We start from the raw sequence: 17590 nt of genomic DNA, 5'->3' as shown, positions 1-17590 counted from the left end.
TTATGTAACGATTCTTTAAATGAGAGAAAGATGAAAAAAGAGAGTCTCATCGATGAACTTGAATCGTTTGATTTATATAAAGAGATTAAATGTAAATTAATTACATTTAAAATGGTATGGAGGGGTAGAAATATGTTTCAAGGGAAATTCAGGAGTAGTAGTTTGAAAACGAAGTTACTTGTATCATTTATTATTATTTTAATTGTGCCAAGTGTTATCATTGGTTGGACGTCTTATCAGCAAGCGAAGACAAATTTCAATGAAACGATTTTACAATCGGCAAAAGATAACGTGAAAATATTAAATGATGTAATTAATAAAGAGTTAGATAGTAAGAAAGTAGATGCAGTATATTTTACAAAGCTATTTAATGGGGGAAGTTATCAAGCTGATCAGCTTCAAAACGTACAAAATAAGTTAGAGGAATATAATAAGTTACATCCAGAAATAGAAGCGATTTATACTGGATCTAGCAATGGACAATTTATTCAATCACCAGCCATTCAAATGCCAGAAGGATATAATCCTACAGAAAGAGATTGGTATAAAGAAGCAGTGAAAAAAAGCGGAGAAGTGGTTATCACAGCTCCATATAAATCAAAAACGACAGGGAATATTGTTCTTACAATAGCAAAGCAAAATGAGGATAAAAGTGGCGTTCTCGGTATTGATCTAATTATTAACGATATTGTAAATACCTCGAAAATGGTTAATATCGGTAAAGAAGGGTATATAGCAATCTTTGATCAGTCTAAAGACGTAATAGCTCACCCAACGATGAAGCCAGGGGATAAAATAGAAGATAAACTTGAAAAAGAATTGTACAAACAGGAAATGGGTGATCTTAAATTCTCATTAGATGGTGAGGATCGTAATATCACGTTTAAAACAAATAAGCAGACAGGATGGAAAATAGTGGGGGTAATGCCTTCAAAAGAAATTATTCAAGCGGCTGAACCTATTCTCTATAAAACGTTAACTGTTCTTGCTATTTCATTAGTAATTGGTGGGATTTTAATTTACTTCATAATTGTTTCTATTATTAAACCATTAAAACAACTTGTTATCTCATCGAAAAAAATTAGTGAAGGCGATTTAACTGAATCGATTACAGTTCATTCTAAAGATGAAGTTGGACAGCTAGGCGAAAGTTTTAATGAGATGGCATCATCATTACATAATGTCATTTCGAATATAAATACTTCAGCAAGTCATGTAGCAGCATCTTCAGAAGAATTAACAGCTAGCATGAAGCAGACAAGTGAAGCGACGGAACAAATCACACAGGCGATGGAACAAGTATCAAGTGGTGCAGAAATACAAACGAGAGAAGTTGAAGAGGGCGCAACGTTATTAGAAGAAGTTACAGAAGGAATTCAGCGTGTTGCAGATAGTTCTTCATTAGTATCCAAAGCATCTATGTATACGAAGAAAAAAGCTGAAGATGGTGGGAAATTAGTTGAACAAACTGTGAATCAAATGCAATCTATTCATGAGTCTGTTTCACAGTCAGATAAAGTTATTGCCTTGTTAGGTGATAAGTCAAAACAAATTGGAGCTATCCTTGAAGTGATTCAGCATATTGCAGAGCAGACAAATTTATTAGCATTAAATGCTGCAATTGAGGCTGCAAGAGCTGGAGAGCAAGGAAGAGGATTTGCAATTGTAGCAGATGAAGTGCGGAAATTAGCGGAACAATCGGGGCAATCTTCTACGGAAATTGGTAATCTCGTGAAAGAGATACAATTTGATATAAAAGAAACAGTAAGCTCTATGAATCAAGTGGGAACAGAAGTACAGTCAGGGCTTGTAGTTGCAAATGAAACGAAGCAAAGCTTTGATGAAATATTGCAATCTACAAATGATACAGTTATACAAATTGATAGTATGGTAGAAGTAGCGAACCGAATGACAATAGATGCGAAACAAGTAAGTGCATCTATTAATGAAATTGCAGCAACGATTGAAGAAAATGCAGCAAGTGTCCAAAATATTGCTGGTTCTTCTGAAGAACAACTAGCTTCAGTAGATGAAATAAATGCAGCAGCAGTTCACTTATCGCAAATGGCAGAAGAATTACAAGAGATGATTAGTAAGTTTAAAATATAAAGTAAAAAAAGAAACGAAGTAGTTGTTACTTCGTTTCTTTTTTTGAAAAAATACAATACGATAAAAAGTAAAGAAGTCAACTATGTAGTAATCATGGTATGATTAAATGCGAATAAAAACTGTATATTCTTAAAATTCAATTTCAAGGGACGTTAGGGGAATGGTTTTGAAATTTAAAAAGTTAAAACTACAACCGAGAATTACATTAACCATTAGTACACTTATTCTAGTTGTACTTCTGTTAACGAGTTATTTATTTTACTACATATTATCAGAAACAGTAGAAGAGCAAATTGGTAAAAGGGCCTTGCATGTTGCGAAAACAGTTGCGGCTATACCAGAAATCCAGGAAGCCTTTCAAAAAGAAAATCCAGCTTCTATCATTCAGCCGATTGCAGAAAAAATTCGAATTGATACAGATGCTGACTTTATTGTAGTTGGAAACAAAGAAGGGATTCGGTATGCACATCCTGAGCGAGATAAAATAGGAGAAGCAATGGTTGGTGGAGATAACGAAGGAGTTTTATTAGACGGGAAATCCTATGTTTCGAAAGCAACTGGATCATTAGGACCTTCATTACGCGGAAAAGTTCCAATCCGTAATCAGGAAAATGAAATTATTGGTGTAGTATCTGTTGGTTTTTCAATGGATGATATTCATGGTGCGGTAGAAGTGTATGGGAAGCGCGTGTTGTGGATTACAATAATAGGTCTGTTAATGGGGATAATCGGCTCTATATATTTAGCGGGAAGCATAAAAAGAATGATGTTTGGGATGGAGCCAGAAGAAATTTCATCTTTATATGAAGAGCATAGTACAGTGATTCAATCTGTACGTGAAGGGATTATCGTAATTGATAGAAGTGGAATGGTCAGTTTAGTAAATCAAGCAGCTTACGATATTCTTTCATTAGATACACAACAAAACATTATTGGAGAATTTATTTTAAATGTAATTCCTAATTCATCGATACTAGATGTACTGCAAACTGGTGAAGAACAGTTTGATCGTCAATTAAATATAAAAGGGCAGGCTGTTATTGCAAACCGTCTACCTATTAAAGTAAATAATAAAGTAACTGGAGTTGTATCAAGCTTACGTTTGAAATCAGAAATGGATCAGTTAACATCAGAATTGTCTCAGACGAAGCAATATACAGAGGCATTGCGGGCACAAACACATGAATATAACAATTTGTTGTATACGCTTTCGGGTCTTATCCAATTAGAATCATATGAAGATGCTTTAGAGCTTATTCATAAGGAAACCGCTGTCTATCAAGATTTCGTTCAATTTATTATGAAACGAATTCAAAATCCATGGCTAGGTGGAATTTTAATTGGATTTTACAATAGGGCACGAGAGTTGAAGATTGATTTTGTATTAGATCGAGAAAGTAGTTTAGAAAAATTAAGTCCGCATATTGATAGTAATTATGTAGTTTCTATTTTGGGGAATTTAATTACGAATGCATTTGAAGCAATTGAAAAAAATCAAGAACATAATAAGAAAGTTAGAATGTTTGTAACGGATATTGGGGAAGAAATATTAATTGAAGTGGAAGATTCAGGACGAGGGATTCAAGATGAAATCATCACAAGTATATTCTATAAAGGCTTTTCGACGAAAGAAGGAGAAAAGCGTGGATATGGATTAGCAAAAGTAAAAGAGCTAGTGGAAGATTTAAATGGAAGTATTGCAATCGAAAAAGGGGATTTAGGTGGTGCGTTATTCATAATTGCATTACCGAAAGAGAGAGGCGAATTGTAATGACTGAGGGAATTGAAGTATTAATTGTAGAAGATGATGTCCGGATTGCAGAGATCCATCGTCGTTTTGCTGAAAAAATAGATGGATTTAAAGTGATTGGAACGGCGACGACTGGGGAAGAAGCAAAGGAATGGTTAGATCTTGTGAAGCCACAGCTTGTTTTATTAGATGTATATTTACCTGATATGCAAGGGACTGAACTCGTCACATATATTAGGCATAATTTGCATGATACAGACATTATTATGATTACAGCCGCGTCAGAAACAGATGTTGTACGGCATGCTTTACGAGGTGGGGTAACAGATTATATTGTAAAGCCACTTACGTTTGAACGATTTAAAACAAGTTTAGAAAATTATCAAAAGAAGATTATACAGTTAAAGAGAAATGGCCAATTATCACCAGAACAAATTGAACATCTCTGGTCTCAAAGAGGAGTGAAGGGAAATCCAATCGAATACGCTCCAAAAGGAATAGATCCTTTAACTTTAGCGAAAATAAAAAAGCATATGTTAACAGTTAGTGAAGAAGGAATTACCGCAGAAGTGTTAAGCTCAATGGTCGGGGTAAGTCGATCAACAGCAAGGCGCTATTTGGAGTATTTAATATCTGGAAAGAAAGTACATGCAGAGCTTATATATGGAAGTGTAGGGAGACCGGAGAGAAGGTATTTTCTTGTCCCCTCATAACAAAAAACAGTAGAGGATTGCATTTTCTCTACTGTTTTTTCCGTCTTATATTGGAATAACCCCAATTATAATGCCAGTAATCAACATCACCATTGTAGTTCCAACTGCCCAAAGTAAAGTAAAGCGTTGGTGTTCACCAAAATCAACTTTTGCCATTCCGACTAATAAATAAGTGGATGCGACAAGAGGGCTTAATAAGTGAACGGGTTGACCGAGTAAGGAAGCACGTCCCATTTCAGCTGCACTAATTCCGTAAGTAGCAGCAGCTTTCGTTAAAATAGGTAATACCCCAAAGTAAAATGCATCATTGGACATGAAAAATGTGAAAGGCATACTGAGAAAAGCTGTAATAATTGGCAATTGTGGTCCCAGTGCATCTGGTATAAGAGTTACTACCCCTTGAGCCATCGCATCTACCATTTTTGTTCCAGATAAAATACCTGTGAAAATACCAGCAGCAAATACGAGAGAAACGACCGCTAATACGTTTCCTGCATGAGAAGCAATACGTTCTTTCTGTTGTTCCAAGTTTGGATAGTTAATCATAACAGCAATAGCAAAAGCGACTGTAAATAAAACAGGTAACGGCATAACTTCTAGTATGAGACAGACGAGCAGGGCAACAGTTAATAAAAAGTTAATCCATAATAGTTTAGGGCGTTTATGTACTGCCGCTTCGACTGTTGCAGCTTGCTCATCTATTGTTTGCATTTGTTTTAAATATTGTACATCCATAATTCCTAAACGTTTTCTTTCTTTTTTTCCAAGATAGTAGGCAACGAAAACTACCCAAATTGCACCAGCAATCATTCCTGGTATAAGTGGTGTGAAGAGCTCTGATGCATCAAGTCCAAGAGCACTCATAACTCGAGCAGTTGGTCCACCCCAAGGCGTAAGGTTTGTCACACCCGCTCCTAACATAACAACCCCAGCTAATATAAGTGGATTCATTCCAAGACGTTTATATAGCGGGTACATTGCGGAAACAGTAATCATATATGTTGTTGTTCCATCCCCATCTAATGAAACGATAATAGTAAGGATAGCTGTACCAACAACAATTTTTAAAGGATCCCCTTTTACAAATTTTAAGATTTTACTAATGACAGGATCGAATAAACCACTATCAATCATAATTCCGAAATATAAAATGGCAAACATAAGCATAATACCAGTAGGTGCTAATTTTTGAATTCCCTCTAGCATCATAGGTCCCATATTGGCATAGAAGCCGCCAATTAATGCAAAAACACTCGGAATTAATATTAATGCTACTAATGCTGACATACGTTTCGTCATAATCAAAAACATAAAGACAAATACCATTGCAAATCCAAGTAGAGCTAACATATGATCTCCCCCTCAACAAAATGATTACGCTTTCAAAATGGAATGAAAATTCAGAAAAGTATTTTTGTTTATCATAAAAGCATCCATTCCACTGGTAAATAATTTGAAAAATAACACCATTAGAAGCATAATTTTTATTTTGGTCATTTTGTTCACAAAGGCAATTTTGAATTTTTAAAAATATAATTTACTTCTTACAAGAATGATAGAATAAGGTGAAAACAGTGAAGTGCGAAGTAGGGAGTAGATTTTAAATGGAAACGAGAATAGAAGAAGTTTATAGTTCTTATGAGGGAAAAATAGAAGAGATTTTTGTTAATGAATCCTCTTACGTATATGAATGGGAAAAATTAATGATGATCCGAAAAAATGACGGTGAGCTTGAAAAAATCGCAGTAGGGATCAGTGGAAATATAAGATTGGTAAATGTAGAAGTTGGACAGAAAATTAATACGGATACATTATTAGTTAAGTTAGAAGATGATTTATTAATTACAGGCTGTGAATGATGAGAGATGTGTAGAAATGACTACACATCTTTTTTTATTCCATATATTACAAAAAACACATTGTTTTTTCACAAATTTCACACAACCTTTTGATATTCTTTTCGTGGAGTATATGGTTTTTAGGGAGGAATAGTGATGAGAATAAAGTATGTTGTGCTTGCTATATGTTTATGTTTCCTATTTACGATAGTGGGATGTGGGAAAAAGGAAAAAACAGCTGTGGCAATTGATGAGAAACATGATAAGTGTGATATTTGCCAAATTGGGGTAATGGATAATCAATTTGCAACAGAAATTATTTTAGAAAATGGAAAAGCGTTAAAGTTTGATGATATTGGCTGTATGTATAAATGGATGGAGATTAATTCAGGTGAAAAGACGAAAGAAAAATTTGTTCGAGATTATGATTCGAAAGATTGGATTTCGTTAGAAGATGCCACTTACGTATATGATAAAACAATAACGACACCAATGGCTTATAATGTCATTTCATTTAAAAATAAAAAAGATGCAGAGAGCTTTGTATCTAACTATAAGGGGAAGGTTCTTTCGTATAAAGAGCTATCAAAGCATAAATGGGAAATGAATAAAGAGATGATGGGGAATCCGAAAAAGGGTAATAGCGGAGGGCATTCTCATTAAGATAAAGAAGTATTTAAATGTAGGACAGCCATGTATGGTTGTCCTTTTCTATTATTAATCAGGTGTAAATATATAAAAGGTGTAAAATTTTTAAAAGAACGGTTACAATGGAATATAGTAACCTAAAGCAATCATGTATATACTTTTTAGAAATATATACAAATGAGGTAAAATCGTGCTAAACTAATTGCTTCATAATGTTAATGATGAGGCTACCTGGCGTATCATTCCAATAGGTTGAGAAACATAATATAAGTTTAAGATAGTCCGATTAAAGAAGGAATATAAAGAACTTATGGATAAATGTAATCAAGAAGAATTATTGTATGTGATGGAGGAATGGTTAAGAAAACATTATCTTTCATAGGAGCTGTAGTTGTGAGAAAACAAAAAATTTTATTATGTATGTTGTTGGGACTTTTAATGACGGTAGTGGCTTGCGATAAGCAAGAAGAGCCAGAATCGAAACCGGTTCATGTGAAAAACGAAGAGAAAAAAGAAAAGCATAAAGAACAAGAAGAATCTAAAGAAGAAAAAAGTATAAATTTAATGGACAAACAGTTGCTACTTTCTGCAACTCTTGGGGACACAGAAACAGCTATGAATTTAATCCAAGATGGAGCGAATATCAATGTAGAAGGTGACAACGGAGAAACACCTATTCTTGCAGCAACGTATCAAAATCATGTAGAGACAGTTAAAGCATTAATTGATGCCGGTGCTAATCTTGAAACGAAAGATGAAAAACAAAGTAATCCATTTCTTTATGCAAGTAGAGAAGGATATACGGGTATTGTGAAACTATTAATTAATGCAGGGGTTAATACGAAAGAAACGACTAAGTCAGGTGGCACAGCACTTATTTCTGCATCAGAGCGTGGCCATGTAGAGGTTGTTAAAGAATTATTAGAGCATACAGATATTGATGTGAATTATAAAAATGATCGTGGTGGAACAGCTTTATTAGAAGCAATTGTATTAGGAAATGGTAGCGAAAATCATAAGAAAGTAATTCAAATGCTTATTGAGCATGGTGCAGATGTAAATGTGGCTAACAAGGAAAATATTACGCCACTGCAATGTGCTGAAAAAAGAGGTTTTAAAGATATTGCAAATATGTTGAGGCTAGCTGGAGCGAATGAAGTAGTACAGCCGCAACCACAACCGGCGGAATAACAAGCTGAAGAAATAAAAGTACGAAATAATCCCATTTAGATAGACAGAATGAAGAAATCAGTTAGTATGATGGATTCGGTAATGTGTATTTGAATGGGATTTTTGTTTTGAAAGAAAGCCGTATCCTTAAGAGGGATACGGCTTTCTCTATAGGGAGATAAGGGATCAAAGAAATGGTGAAGTCTTATCTCTTTTATATGAGTAAAGGGTTTAGAACGAATATTTTCCTTTTCATTATTTGTTTAACTCCATTGCAACTTGTTTGCCATTTAAGAAAACCTCTGCCACCGCCACTACAACTTCCATCATTTTTTTCATATCTTATCTCTCCTTATTTTTTGTTTCATTTCTTATTTTTAGTATAAGGAAATGCAGTAATTGCAACCATCGAATTGGATGACAAGAGACTTACATTGTTGTAAGGATAATAGTTTTATTTGTAATAAATGTGATTTCGAATCAGGTTCAGAAATTTCTGTTGTTTTGAAATATAATTAGAAAAAGAGTGATGTAGAAAGAAGGGGGAAGAAATGGAAAGGACACTTGTCATTAGTGATATTCATGGAGAAATAGATAAGTTTGAACGGCTACTTGAGCATGCGAGATATCATTCTAAAAAAGACCGGCTAATTTTATTAAGCAAAATTTAAGAAAAAGCCTTTATAATAAAGCTTCAAAATTCTATATGAAAACTTTATAAGGAAATATTTGGAGATGAAATCACATAATGTGACTACATTCTTTCTTAATGAGAAGAAGAGATGCAATAATAAAGAGAGTTGAAATATATTGTGGAAGGTGAGAATATGCGCTTACTTGTAGTAGAGGACAATGCTTCTTTATTAGAGTCTATTGTCCAAATTTTACGCGATGAATTTGCAGTAGATACAGCACTGAATGGAGAAGAGGGATTATTTCTTGCTTTGCAAAATATATATGATGCAATTTTGCTTGATGTAATGATGCCAGAAATGGACGGGTTTGAAGTGATTCAAAAAATACGTGATGAAAAAATTGAAACGCCAGTCCTGTTTTTGACAGCGAGAGATTCTTTGGAAGATCGGGTGAAAGGATTGGATTTTGGTGGAGACGATTATATTGTTAAGCCGTTTCAGGCCCCCGAATTAAAAGCGAGAATTCGTGCTTTACTACGCAGAAGTGGCAGTTTAACAACACAGCAGACGATTCGCTATAAAGGGATTGAATTGTTAGGAAAAGATAAAGACGTTCAAGTAGATGGACAAGCAATTAAGCTTACATTAAAACAGTATGAACTTTTAGAGTATCTCATCCAAAATAGCGGAAAGATTTTAATGCGTGAACAAATTTTTGATCGTGTTTGGGGATTTGATTCAGATACGACAGTGGCCATTGTAGAAGTGTATGTACATCATTTACGTAAAAAATTAGAGCCATTCGGCTATCAGAAAGATATTCAAACTGTTCGTGGTATTGGATATATATTAAAAGAACAATGAAAAAAGGAAGTATGTTTCAAAAAACACGCATTCGTCTAACTATATTAAATTCGTTAGTATTTATTATATTAATTGGGGTGTTAGGAAGTTTAGTGTATTCATATACATCCAATGAAATTTATAAGGGAGTAGATGAATCGATAAAGGACTTTATTATAAAGATAACGAGAGAAAAGCCACTAGGGCCTCCGCGATTTGAGGTGGGTAAAGAATTACGTATAGGGGATTCAAAAGCTTTTTACTTACTATGGGATGAAAGTAAGCAATTGCGAGAGATTGACCCGAGAGTTCGAGATCGTAGTTTTCTGGAAGAAAATAAAATAAAGCTATTCCCCAAAAAAGTTGGAGATTTCTACGATATAGAAATAAAAGGGAAAAGTTATAGAACCGTGGCAGTTAAAGAAACTACACGTTCGGGAGAGAATGTCACGTTTCAAATATTACGTGAAACTACGACTGAAACAGAAGTACTGCGTACATTGTTTTTAATTCTTGTTATTGGTTGTAGCATAGGAAGTCTATGTGCAATAGGAATCGGCTTTTTCCTAGCTGGTAGAGCGCTTGTACCCATTCAAAATTCATGGGAAAAGCAGCAGCAGTTCGTTTCTGATGCATCGCATGAACTAAGGACACCACTTGCAGTTATTCAATCAAAAACGGATGTGTTATTCCAGTCACCATCCGCTACGATAGAAGAAAAGGCGATGGATATTTCTACAATTTCAAAGGAATGTAGGCGATTATCGAAACTAGTTAGCAATTTATTATTGTTAGCCCGTTCGGATTCCAATCAAATTGAGATGGACAAGAAGACATTTGACCTTGATAAATTGTTAGAAGAAATCGTAGATCCATATAAAGAAATTGCCTCTTATCAAGAAAAAGAGATGATATTAAAAGTAGAACGTGACATATCGTTTATGGGGGATAAAGAGAGAATTCATCAAATGATGGTCATATTGTTAGATAATGCAATGAAGTATACAAATGAAGGTGGGTATATTCAAATTGATTGCACGCAAACGAGCGGTTCAATTCGTATACAGGTGAAGGATGATGGGATAGGAGTGAAAGAAGAGGATATTCCGAAATTATTTGATCGTTTTTATCAGGGGGATAAAGCAAGAAGTACGTCAGAAGGAGCTGGATTAGGTCTTTCAATTGCAAGCTGGATTGTCGAAAAGCATTATGGAAAAATATTAGTAGAGAGCAAATGGGGAGAAGGCACTTGTTTTGAAGTGATTTTTCCTAAAAACCAAAAAATATAAGTGAGAAGATGATCTTGTTTTTACAAGGTCGTCTTTTTTTTAAGGGAAAGTTAAGGAACTGTTTATATTATGTATTGTATAAAGAAAGTTCGATACATGAAGAAGCAATTATAGAGGTGTATTTGAGAGGGTTTTATCGATCATAATGTTATCTCAAGCAGTGATGAGATGTATGTATAGTATTAAAAAAATTATGGGAATGATGGAAAAGACAGTGAAAGAGGGAGGAAGTAAATATGAAAAAGAAAATGATGGCGGTATTCACTATTGGAGTAATGAGTTTAAGTATATTAGGGGGTGCCTCTCCTTCTGAAGCACAAAAAGGAAAGACAGATTATGCGCAGCGCAGTAAAGAACAATTAAACGATGGCAAGATACATACAGTGCATACAGAAGAAAAAGCAGAGAAACTAGGTATTGAAACGGAAGGTAAAGAGCAAATTACGTTAGAAAAAGAAATTCATGAAACAGAAGTAGGAAGAGAAGCAGAACAGTTAGGAATTTCGATTGAAGGAAAAGATGTTGGAACTCTTTCAGAAGAAATCTATGAAACAAAAGTGAAGCAAGAAGCATTGAAATTAGGCATATCTATAGAGAATACATCGATTGTAAATTTAATTACTCAAATTAATACGATTAAAATACATGAAGAAGCAGATAAATTAGGGATTTCGACAAATGGAAAAGAAATAGAAGACATTGAGGAAGAAATCTATGGAACGAAAGTAAGAGAAGAAGCAGGAAAGTTAGGTATTTCTCATAAAGAGAAAGAAATAGAAGAGTTAGCACAAGAAGTGTACGAACAAAAAGTACAAGAAGAAGCAAAAAAATATCATATTGATTTGTACGGTAAAGATATATATCAAGTATTAAGAGAAATTAATGAACAAAAAGTAATACAAATGGCAGATGAGCTTAATATGGACAAAACAAATATGAACATTCAAGACTTGGCAGTGAAAATAAAAAAAGATTATCCTGAAAAAGGAAAAGAATTAAATTTTGTACCGGTGATTCGAACAGATGCTGACGCGTTTTATTCTTACTTAACGAATTAAAAAGGGCGTGAGAGTGATACGGAAATTGAAGTGGTATATATGTATGGCTTTACTTAGTATAGCAGTATGGAGTATATATACAAATGGAATTACAAAGTATGTGGATCAGTTAAATTTCTTCAGTATACAAAGCGGAAAACGAATGGAGTTTAGTAATAATGATGAAAAGGTCATCTTATCAAATGTACCTTTGATTCAGCAATTACCAGAGCTAGATAGAGGTTGTGAAGTGACAAGCTTAGCGATGATGTTACAATACGCAGGCATTTCAGTAGATAAAATGAAATTAGCAAATGGAATAAAAAAAGTTGATTTTATGGACGATGGTGTACGCGGGAATCCGAATGAAGGGTTTGTAGGAAATATTTATACGTTTTCTGAATCAGGGTATGGTGTATATCACGGACCACTTTTTCAATTAGCGAAAAAATATTTACCAAATCAAGCTGTGGATTTAACAGGGAAGAGTATAGAAGAAATGTATAAGAGTGTAAAAGCAGGGCAACCAGTAGTCATGATTACGAATGCAACATTTGCACCATTAGATGCGGATGAATTTACTATATGGGAAACGAATAGTGGAGATGTTTCTATTACTTATAATGAACATTGTGTTGTACTTATTGGGTACGATAAGGAATCTGTATATATTCGAGATCCTCTCGATGATAGCTTAAATGTAAAAGTGCCGAGAGAAAACTTTGAAAAGGCGTGGATGCAAATGGGGAGTCAGGCAATTAGTTATGTAAAGAGCTCAAAATAAATTAGGAAGGAGAGCTTTAACTATAAGGTGATGGACAGAGGGGTAAGGAGTTATAAGAGAAGTTTTGCAAGGTGTGTTTTTAGAAGAGAAGCTGTTAAGAAATAAGAGAACTTTAACATNNATGTTAAAGTTCTCTTATTTTTATGGTTAAAATGCTTAAGAGAAGTGAATATGTAAAAATGCATAATTGATGAAAAAATCACATATTATCATTATATATTGTTTTATACATGCTAATTGTATAAAATTACACAAGTGTTCCACATTATATAAAGGAGGCTTATTATGCAAAAAATATTCAATGGGGTTAAAGGTATGAGTATCAATAAAAAATTAATCATTTCATTTTTTATTATTTTAACTGTACCGGGATTTATTATAGGTAGTGTTTCATATCAAACTGCTAAAACAAATTTTGAACAACAAATTACAGATAAAGCAAAGGAAAATATTTCAGTTTTAAATACTGTTATTTCTCAAAATATAGAAGAGAAATTTGTTGATGCGGCGTACTTTGCAGACATCTTAACAGAGGATACATATCCAAATGGGCAAGAAGAACTAGTAAGAACAAAGTTATCGCAATATATAAATCTTCATCCGGAAGTAGAAGGTATTTATATTGGAACGCAGACGGGAAAGTTTATAAGAGAACCGTTTATTCAAATGACTGAGGGGTATAATCCAACAGATAGATCGTGGTATAAAGAAGCTCATGAGAATAAAGGGGAAGTAATTGTTACTGCACCGTATCAATCAGCATCTACAAAAAATATGGTAGTGACAATTGCGAAAGAAGTAAAAGATGGTAAAGGTGTTATAGGCATTAATTTGAATTTGGATAACATCTTAAAAATTTCAAAAATGATTAACATTGGTGAAAAAGGTTATGCAGTTATTTTAGATCAAAATAAGCAAATTGTTAGCCATCCATCTAGAAAACCAGGTTCAAAGGTTACTGAGCCTTGGATTAAACCAGTTTATGAAGACAAACAAGGAAATGTATCTTACACAGAGCAAGATGATAAAAAGAATTTAATCTTTGCGACAAATGAGAAAACAGGATGGAAAGTAGTTGGAGTTATGTTTGACGAAGAAATTGCCCAAGCTGCGAATCCAGTGTTTTATAAGACTTTGATTGTCATTGCTATCGCTATTGCATTTGGTAGTATATTAATTTATTTCATTACAAATTCTATTACAAGACCATTACGAAAAATAGCGGACTCGGCACATAAAATTAGTAAGGGAGATTTGACAGAGAAAATTACAATCCATTCCAAGGATGACATAGGGAAATTAGGGAATTCATTTAATGAAATGTCTACATCTTTACAAGATATTATTACCCAAATTAGCTTTTCAGCAGAACATGTTGCAGCATCGGCAGAAGAGTTAACGGCGAGCGTACAGCAAGCGAATGATGCGACAGATCAAATTACAATTGCAATGGAACAAGTATCAGGTGGGGCTGAATCACAAAGTCAAGGTGTTGAAGAAGGCGCGGCTACACTACAACAAGTAAATACAGCAATTCAAGATGTAACTGGAAGCGCGGAGTCAATTTCCATCTCCTCATTACATGCGAGAGAAAGAGCTGAAGAGGGAGAAGAATTGGTTGAACAAACCGCAAAACAAATGCAGTCTATTTCTAGGTCGGTATCTCAGTCAGACGCTATTATTAAACTTCTTGATGAGAAATCAAAGCAGGTAGGGGCTATTTCTGAAGCAATTCAAAACATTGCTACTCAAACGAACTTATTAGCTTTAAATGCAGCTATTGAAGCAGCAAGAGCAGGTGAACAGGGCAGAGGATTTGCTATTGTAGCAGATGAGGTTAGAAAATTAGCAGAGCAATCAGGAGAATCATCTGGAGAGATTGCAAATTTAATTGCAGAAATTAAGGCTGATATTGAACATACTGTTAAAGCAATGGATCATGTGAGCGGGGAAGTTCAGCAGGGATTAGATGTTGTAACAAAAACGAAAGTAAGTTTTGCGGAAATTTTAAGTTCTACTACACAGATTGTTTCTCAAGTTAATCAAATGGTAGAAACAACGAAGAGAATCGCTGGAGATACAAATGAAGTAACAAATGCTATTGATGAAATTGCAGCGGCTGCAGAAGAAAATACAGCTAGTATGCAAAGTGTTGCAGCTTCAACAGAAGAACAAGTTAATTCGATGGAAGAAATTAGTTCAGCTTCGCAAAACTTAGCGGGGATGGCAGAAGAACTACAAGCAATGACTAGTAAATTTAAAGTATAATAACAGCAGATAAGTAAGGTGAATATAATATCACCTTACTTATTTTTCTATTCAGCAATTAGGGGAGTTATTAATGGGATGAAAAAAAGAAAAAAACTATGGAATTTATGGAAAACGATTACATTGCTAGTGTGTACAGTTGTAATTTTTTCTTTACTCGTAACAGATTTTTTAATTAGCCATAATGTTGAACGAACGACAGAAGAAAGCCAAGCAGAGAAAGCAAAGACAATTGCACGTATTGTGGCAAATGATTCTATTGTAATTGATGGGTTGGCGGGGAAGGTAGATCCTTCCTTGATTCAAGTGTATACAAATAAGCTATTAAAGAGTACGGATGTTCAATTTATTGTAGTTATGGATATGAATGGAATCCGGAAATCTCACCCCAATCCTCAAAAAATAGGGCAACATTTCATTGGAGGAGATGAAGGAACGGCATTGAAGGGAAAGGAACATGTGTCACTAGCAAAAGGAACTTTAGGGGTCTCTATGAGAGCATTTATACCGGTTTTTTCTGAAACAGGGGAACAACTTGGAGTGGTTGCGGTTGGAATTTCAGCAGATAATGTAAAAGAGCGAGTTAAGGAAAGTAGACATATTATGTATATCGGTGTTGGAGTTGGGCTATTAGTTGGCATTATAGGAGCGATATTGCTAGCTAGACATATAAAGAAAAGTTTATTCGGTCTTGAGCCGCATAGGGTAGCGAAAATTCTTGAAGAAAGAAATACGATGTTACAATCGGTCAAAGAAGGTATTATTGCTGTAGATAAAGAAGCGAAAGTAACGTTAATTAATAATGAAGCAAAACGGCTATTTAAGAAAAGCGGACTTAAAGACGACTTTATCGGTAAAGATGTTGAATTGTATATGCCTAATTCACGTATAAAAGAAGTGCTGCAAACAGGAGTGGTACAATTAAACGAAGAACAAAATATTTACGGAATTACGATTGTTACGAATCGTGTTCCTTTGTATGTAAAAGGAGAAATAGTTGGCGCGATTGCAACATTTCGTGATAAAACAGAGATTAGAAAATTAGCAGAGGAATTAACTGGTATTAGGCTATATGCGGAAGCGCTACGGGCACAATCTCATGAATTTATGAATAAGATGCATGTCGTGCTAGGACTTACACATATGAAACAGTATGAAGAACTCCAAAAATATGTGAGTAGTATGGTATCAGAGCATCAATATGAAATTGGCGGGGTTATGAAAAAAATTAAAAATCCAGTATTCGCTGGTTTTTTATTAGGTAAACTTAGCTATTCTAGAGAGAAAAATATAAATTTAATTATAAGTGAAGATGCCTACTTGCCAGAAATATATGATGAAAGTATTACTCATGAACTTATTACGATTGTCGGAAATTTAATAGATAATGCATTAGAGGCAGTGATGAATTGTGAAAAGAAACAAGTTGAAATTGGGATACAATATGGGGATACATTGACTATTACAGTACAAGATACGGGGAATGGTATAAAAGAAGATGAGATATATACATTATTTACAAAAGGTTATTCCACAAAAGGAGACAATCGTGGGTATGGTTTGTATCTTGTAAAAGAAAGTATACAGCGAATAAATGGGGAGATTCACATTTCCTCATTGTTAGGAGAGGGAACAACGATAACAATTGAAATACCTAAAGGTAGGGATGAGAGGCAAATATGATTAAAGTTTTAATTGTAGAAGATGACCCGATGGTAGCGATGTTAAATACACATTATTTAGAGCAAGTAGGAGGGTTTGAACTTATTCATGCAGTTAACTCAGTTAAATCGGCGATAGAAGCATTAGAAAACTCACGAGTAGATTTAGTGTTACTTGATATTTTTATGCCTGAAGAGACTGGATTCGAACTTTTAATGTATATTCGGAATCAAGAAAAAGAAATTGATATTATGATGATTTCAGCTGTACATGATATGGGGAGTATTAAAAAAGCATTACAATATGGGGTTGTAGATTATTTAATTAAACCATTTACATTTGAACGATTTAAAGAGGCATTAACTATATATCGAGAAAAACTCACTTTTATGAAGGAACAACAAAAAATTAGTCAATCGGAATTAGATTCATTAATTTTGCAAAAAGAAAAAAGAGAGCCTACTGTCACTAAAGAGCTTCCGAAAGGATTAACGAAGCAAACGTTGCAATTAATTTGGCAGAAGATCGAGTCACTGAATGGACGAGCGTTTACAACAGATGAAATGGCGCAATTAGTAGGAGTTTCAAGAGTTTCTATTCGAAAGTATGTAATGTTTTTGACTGAAATTGGAGTGTTAGAAAACGAAATGGTATATCAACATGTGGGAAGACCTGTGAGTAAATTAAGATGTGTTGACCAAAATAAAATAGAGTTTTACATATAAGCGACTTATTTATAAGTCGCTTATACTTTTTTTAATTACAAAATCAATTACAAAACTTACAAAAACTATTTTTACTATTGAAAGCGTTTTAATATTGTTATTAAGAAAACAAGGGGGTG

Annotated in this window: 13 protein-coding genes and 5 pseudogenes; 17 read left to right on the top strand and 1 reads right to left on the bottom strand. The window is 34.1% G+C overall.

Going from position 1 to position 17590, the window contains the following annotated elements; translation table 11 throughout:
* Positions 1-30 precede the first annotated feature (30 nt).
* The 4 genes and pseudogenes from COC96_RS28490 to COC96_RS08055 form a co-directional block, all read left to right on the top strand.
* A pseudogene (locus COC96_RS28490) lies at positions 31-1167 on the top strand (HAMP domain-containing protein); the annotation flags it as partial.
* The gene (locus tag COC96_RS28485) at positions 1162-2109 is read left to right on the top strand and encodes a methyl-accepting chemotaxis protein (protein ID WP_373561078.1); all 948 of its coding nucleotides are present in this window, start codon (positions 1162-1164) and stop codon (positions 2107-2109) included. The pseudogene COC96_RS28490 and the gene COC96_RS28485, both read left to right, overlap by 6 nt.
* A 166-nt stretch (positions 2110-2275) precedes the next feature.
* Positions 2276-3880, top strand: a complete 1605-nt coding sequence (locus COC96_RS08060; protein ID WP_142339974.1) for an ATP-binding protein — start codon at positions 2276-2278, stop codon at positions 3878-3880.
* Positions 3880-4572 carry a response regulator gene (locus COC96_RS08055; RefSeq protein WP_098768634.1) on the top strand — a complete coding sequence of 231 codons (693 nt, stop codon included), beginning with the start codon at positions 3880-3882 and terminating at the stop codon, positions 4570-4572. The genes COC96_RS08060 and COC96_RS08055 overlap by 1 nt, the downstream gene beginning before the upstream one ends.
* Positions 4573-4617: 45 nt before the next feature.
* On the opposite strand, the gene COC96_RS08050 is transcribed toward COC96_RS08055, so the two are convergent.
* Entirely contained in the window at positions 4618-5922 is a 1305-nt protein-coding gene (locus COC96_RS08050) for a CitMHS family transporter (RefSeq protein WP_098768633.1), read from the bottom strand.
* A 254-nt stretch (positions 5923-6176) separates the two neighbouring features.
* Between COC96_RS08050 and COC96_RS08045 the strand changes: the two genes are divergently transcribed.
* The 13 genes and pseudogenes from COC96_RS08045 (at position 6177) to COC96_RS07995 (ending at position 17471) form a co-directional block, all read left to right on the top strand.
* Positions 6177-6431 carry a hypothetical protein gene (locus COC96_RS08045; RefSeq protein WP_098269282.1) on the top strand — a complete coding sequence of 85 codons (255 nt, stop codon included), beginning with the start codon at positions 6177-6179 and terminating at the stop codon, positions 6429-6431.
* A 135-nt stretch (positions 6432-6566) separates the two neighbouring features.
* Positions 6567-7073: a nitrous oxide reductase accessory protein NosL gene (locus COC96_RS08040; protein ID WP_098269281.1), complete on the top strand. Its 507-nt coding sequence runs from the start codon at positions 6567-6569 to the stop codon at positions 7071-7073.
* 339 nt (positions 7074-7412) lie between these two features.
* The gene (locus tag COC96_RS08035) at positions 7413-8249 is read left to right on the top strand and encodes an ankyrin repeat domain-containing protein (RefSeq protein ID WP_255287959.1); all 837 of its coding nucleotides are present in this window, start codon (positions 7413-7415) and stop codon (positions 8247-8249) included.
* Between the two features lie 530 nt (positions 8250-8779).
* A pseudogene (locus COC96_RS08030) lies at positions 8780-8887 on the top strand (serine/threonine protein phosphatase); the annotation flags it as partial.
* Positions 8888-9055: 168 nt separating this feature from the next.
* Complete coding sequence (locus tag COC96_RS08025) at positions 9056-9727, top strand: response regulator transcription factor (protein WP_098269295.1); 672 nt, start codon at positions 9056-9058, stop codon at positions 9725-9727.
* Positions 9724-9877 (top strand): annotated as a pseudogene (locus tag COC96_RS28480) (sensor histidine kinase); the annotation flags it as partial. The gene COC96_RS08025 and the pseudogene COC96_RS28480, both read left to right, overlap by 4 nt.
* A 173-nt stretch (positions 9878-10050) precedes the next feature.
* A pseudogene (locus tag COC96_RS08020) lies at positions 10051-10995 on the top strand (sensor histidine kinase); the annotation flags it as partial.
* Positions 10996-11231: 236 nt separating this feature from the next.
* Complete coding sequence (locus tag COC96_RS08015) at positions 11232-12053, top strand: transporter (protein WP_098269279.1); 822 nt, start codon at positions 11232-11234, stop codon at positions 12051-12053.
* A 13-nt stretch (positions 12054-12066) separates the two neighbouring features.
* Complete coding sequence (locus tag COC96_RS08010) at positions 12067-12816, top strand: C39 family peptidase (protein WP_141536046.1); 750 nt, start codon at positions 12067-12069, stop codon at positions 12814-12816.
* A 285-nt stretch (positions 12817-13101) separates the two neighbouring features.
* A pseudogene (locus COC96_RS28685) lies at positions 13102-14145 on the top strand (HAMP domain-containing protein); the annotation flags it as partial.
* Positions 14137-15084, top strand: a complete 948-nt coding sequence (locus COC96_RS28680; protein ID WP_441293645.1) for a methyl-accepting chemotaxis protein — start codon at positions 14137-14139, stop codon at positions 15082-15084. The pseudogene COC96_RS28685 and the gene COC96_RS28680, both read left to right, overlap by 9 nt.
* A gap of 78 nt (positions 15085-15162) precedes the next feature.
* Positions 15163-16767, top strand: coding sequence for a sensor histidine kinase (locus COC96_RS08000; protein WP_098269276.1), 1605 nt, complete (start codon positions 15163-15165; stop codon positions 16765-16767).
* Positions 16764-17471: a response regulator gene (locus tag COC96_RS07995; RefSeq protein WP_098269275.1), complete on the top strand. Its 708-nt coding sequence runs from the start codon at positions 16764-16766 to the stop codon at positions 17469-17471. Before COC96_RS08000 ends, COC96_RS07995 begins: the two co-directional genes overlap by 4 nt.
* The last annotated feature ends 119 nt before the right edge of the window (positions 17472-17590 follow it).

This window comes from Bacillus cereus (assembly GCF_002577405.1).
GTDB classification, from domain to species: Bacteria; Bacillota; Bacilli; order Bacillales; family Bacillaceae_G; genus Bacillus_A; species Bacillus_A cereus_AU.
The sequence above is the reverse complement of the archived record's forward strand: the minus strand, read 5'-3'. Positions and strand labels throughout refer to the sequence as shown.

Coding starts and splice junctions, on each gene's coding strand:
- COC96_RS28485 (WP_373561078.1), top strand. CDS start 1,162: ATGGCATCATCATTACATAATGTCATTTCGAATATAAATACTTCAGCA.
- COC96_RS08055 (WP_098768634.1), top strand. CDS start 3,880: ATGACTGAGGGAATTGAAGTATTAATTGTAGAAGATGATGTCCGGATT.
- COC96_RS08050 (WP_098768633.1), bottom strand. CDS start 5,922: ATGTTAGCTCTACTTGGATTTGCAATGGTATTTGTCTTTATGTTTTTG.
- COC96_RS08045 (WP_098269282.1), top strand. CDS start 6,177: ATGGAAACGAGAATAGAAGAAGTTTATAGTTCTTATGAGGGAAAAATA.
- COC96_RS08040 (WP_098269281.1), top strand. CDS start 6,567: ATGAGAATAAAGTATGTTGTGCTTGCTATATGTTTATGTTTCCTATTT.
- COC96_RS08035 (WP_255287959.1), top strand. CDS start 7,413: ATGGTTAAGAAAACATTATCTTTCATAGGAGCTGTAGTTGTGAGAAAA.
- COC96_RS08025 (WP_098269295.1), top strand. CDS start 9,056: ATGCGCTTACTTGTAGTAGAGGACAATGCTTCTTTATTAGAGTCTATT.
- COC96_RS08015 (WP_098269279.1), top strand. CDS start 11,232: ATGAAAAAGAAAATGATGGCGGTATTCACTATTGGAGTAATGAGTTTA.
- COC96_RS28680 (WP_441293645.1), top strand. CDS start 14,137: ATGTCTACATCTTTACAAGATATTATTACCCAAATTAGCTTTTCAGCA.
- COC96_RS08000 (WP_098269276.1), top strand. CDS start 15,163: ATGAAAAAAAGAAAAAAACTATGGAATTTATGGAAAACGATTACATTG.
- COC96_RS07995 (WP_098269275.1), top strand. CDS start 16,764: ATGATTAAAGTTTTAATTGTAGAAGATGACCCGATGGTAGCGATGTTA.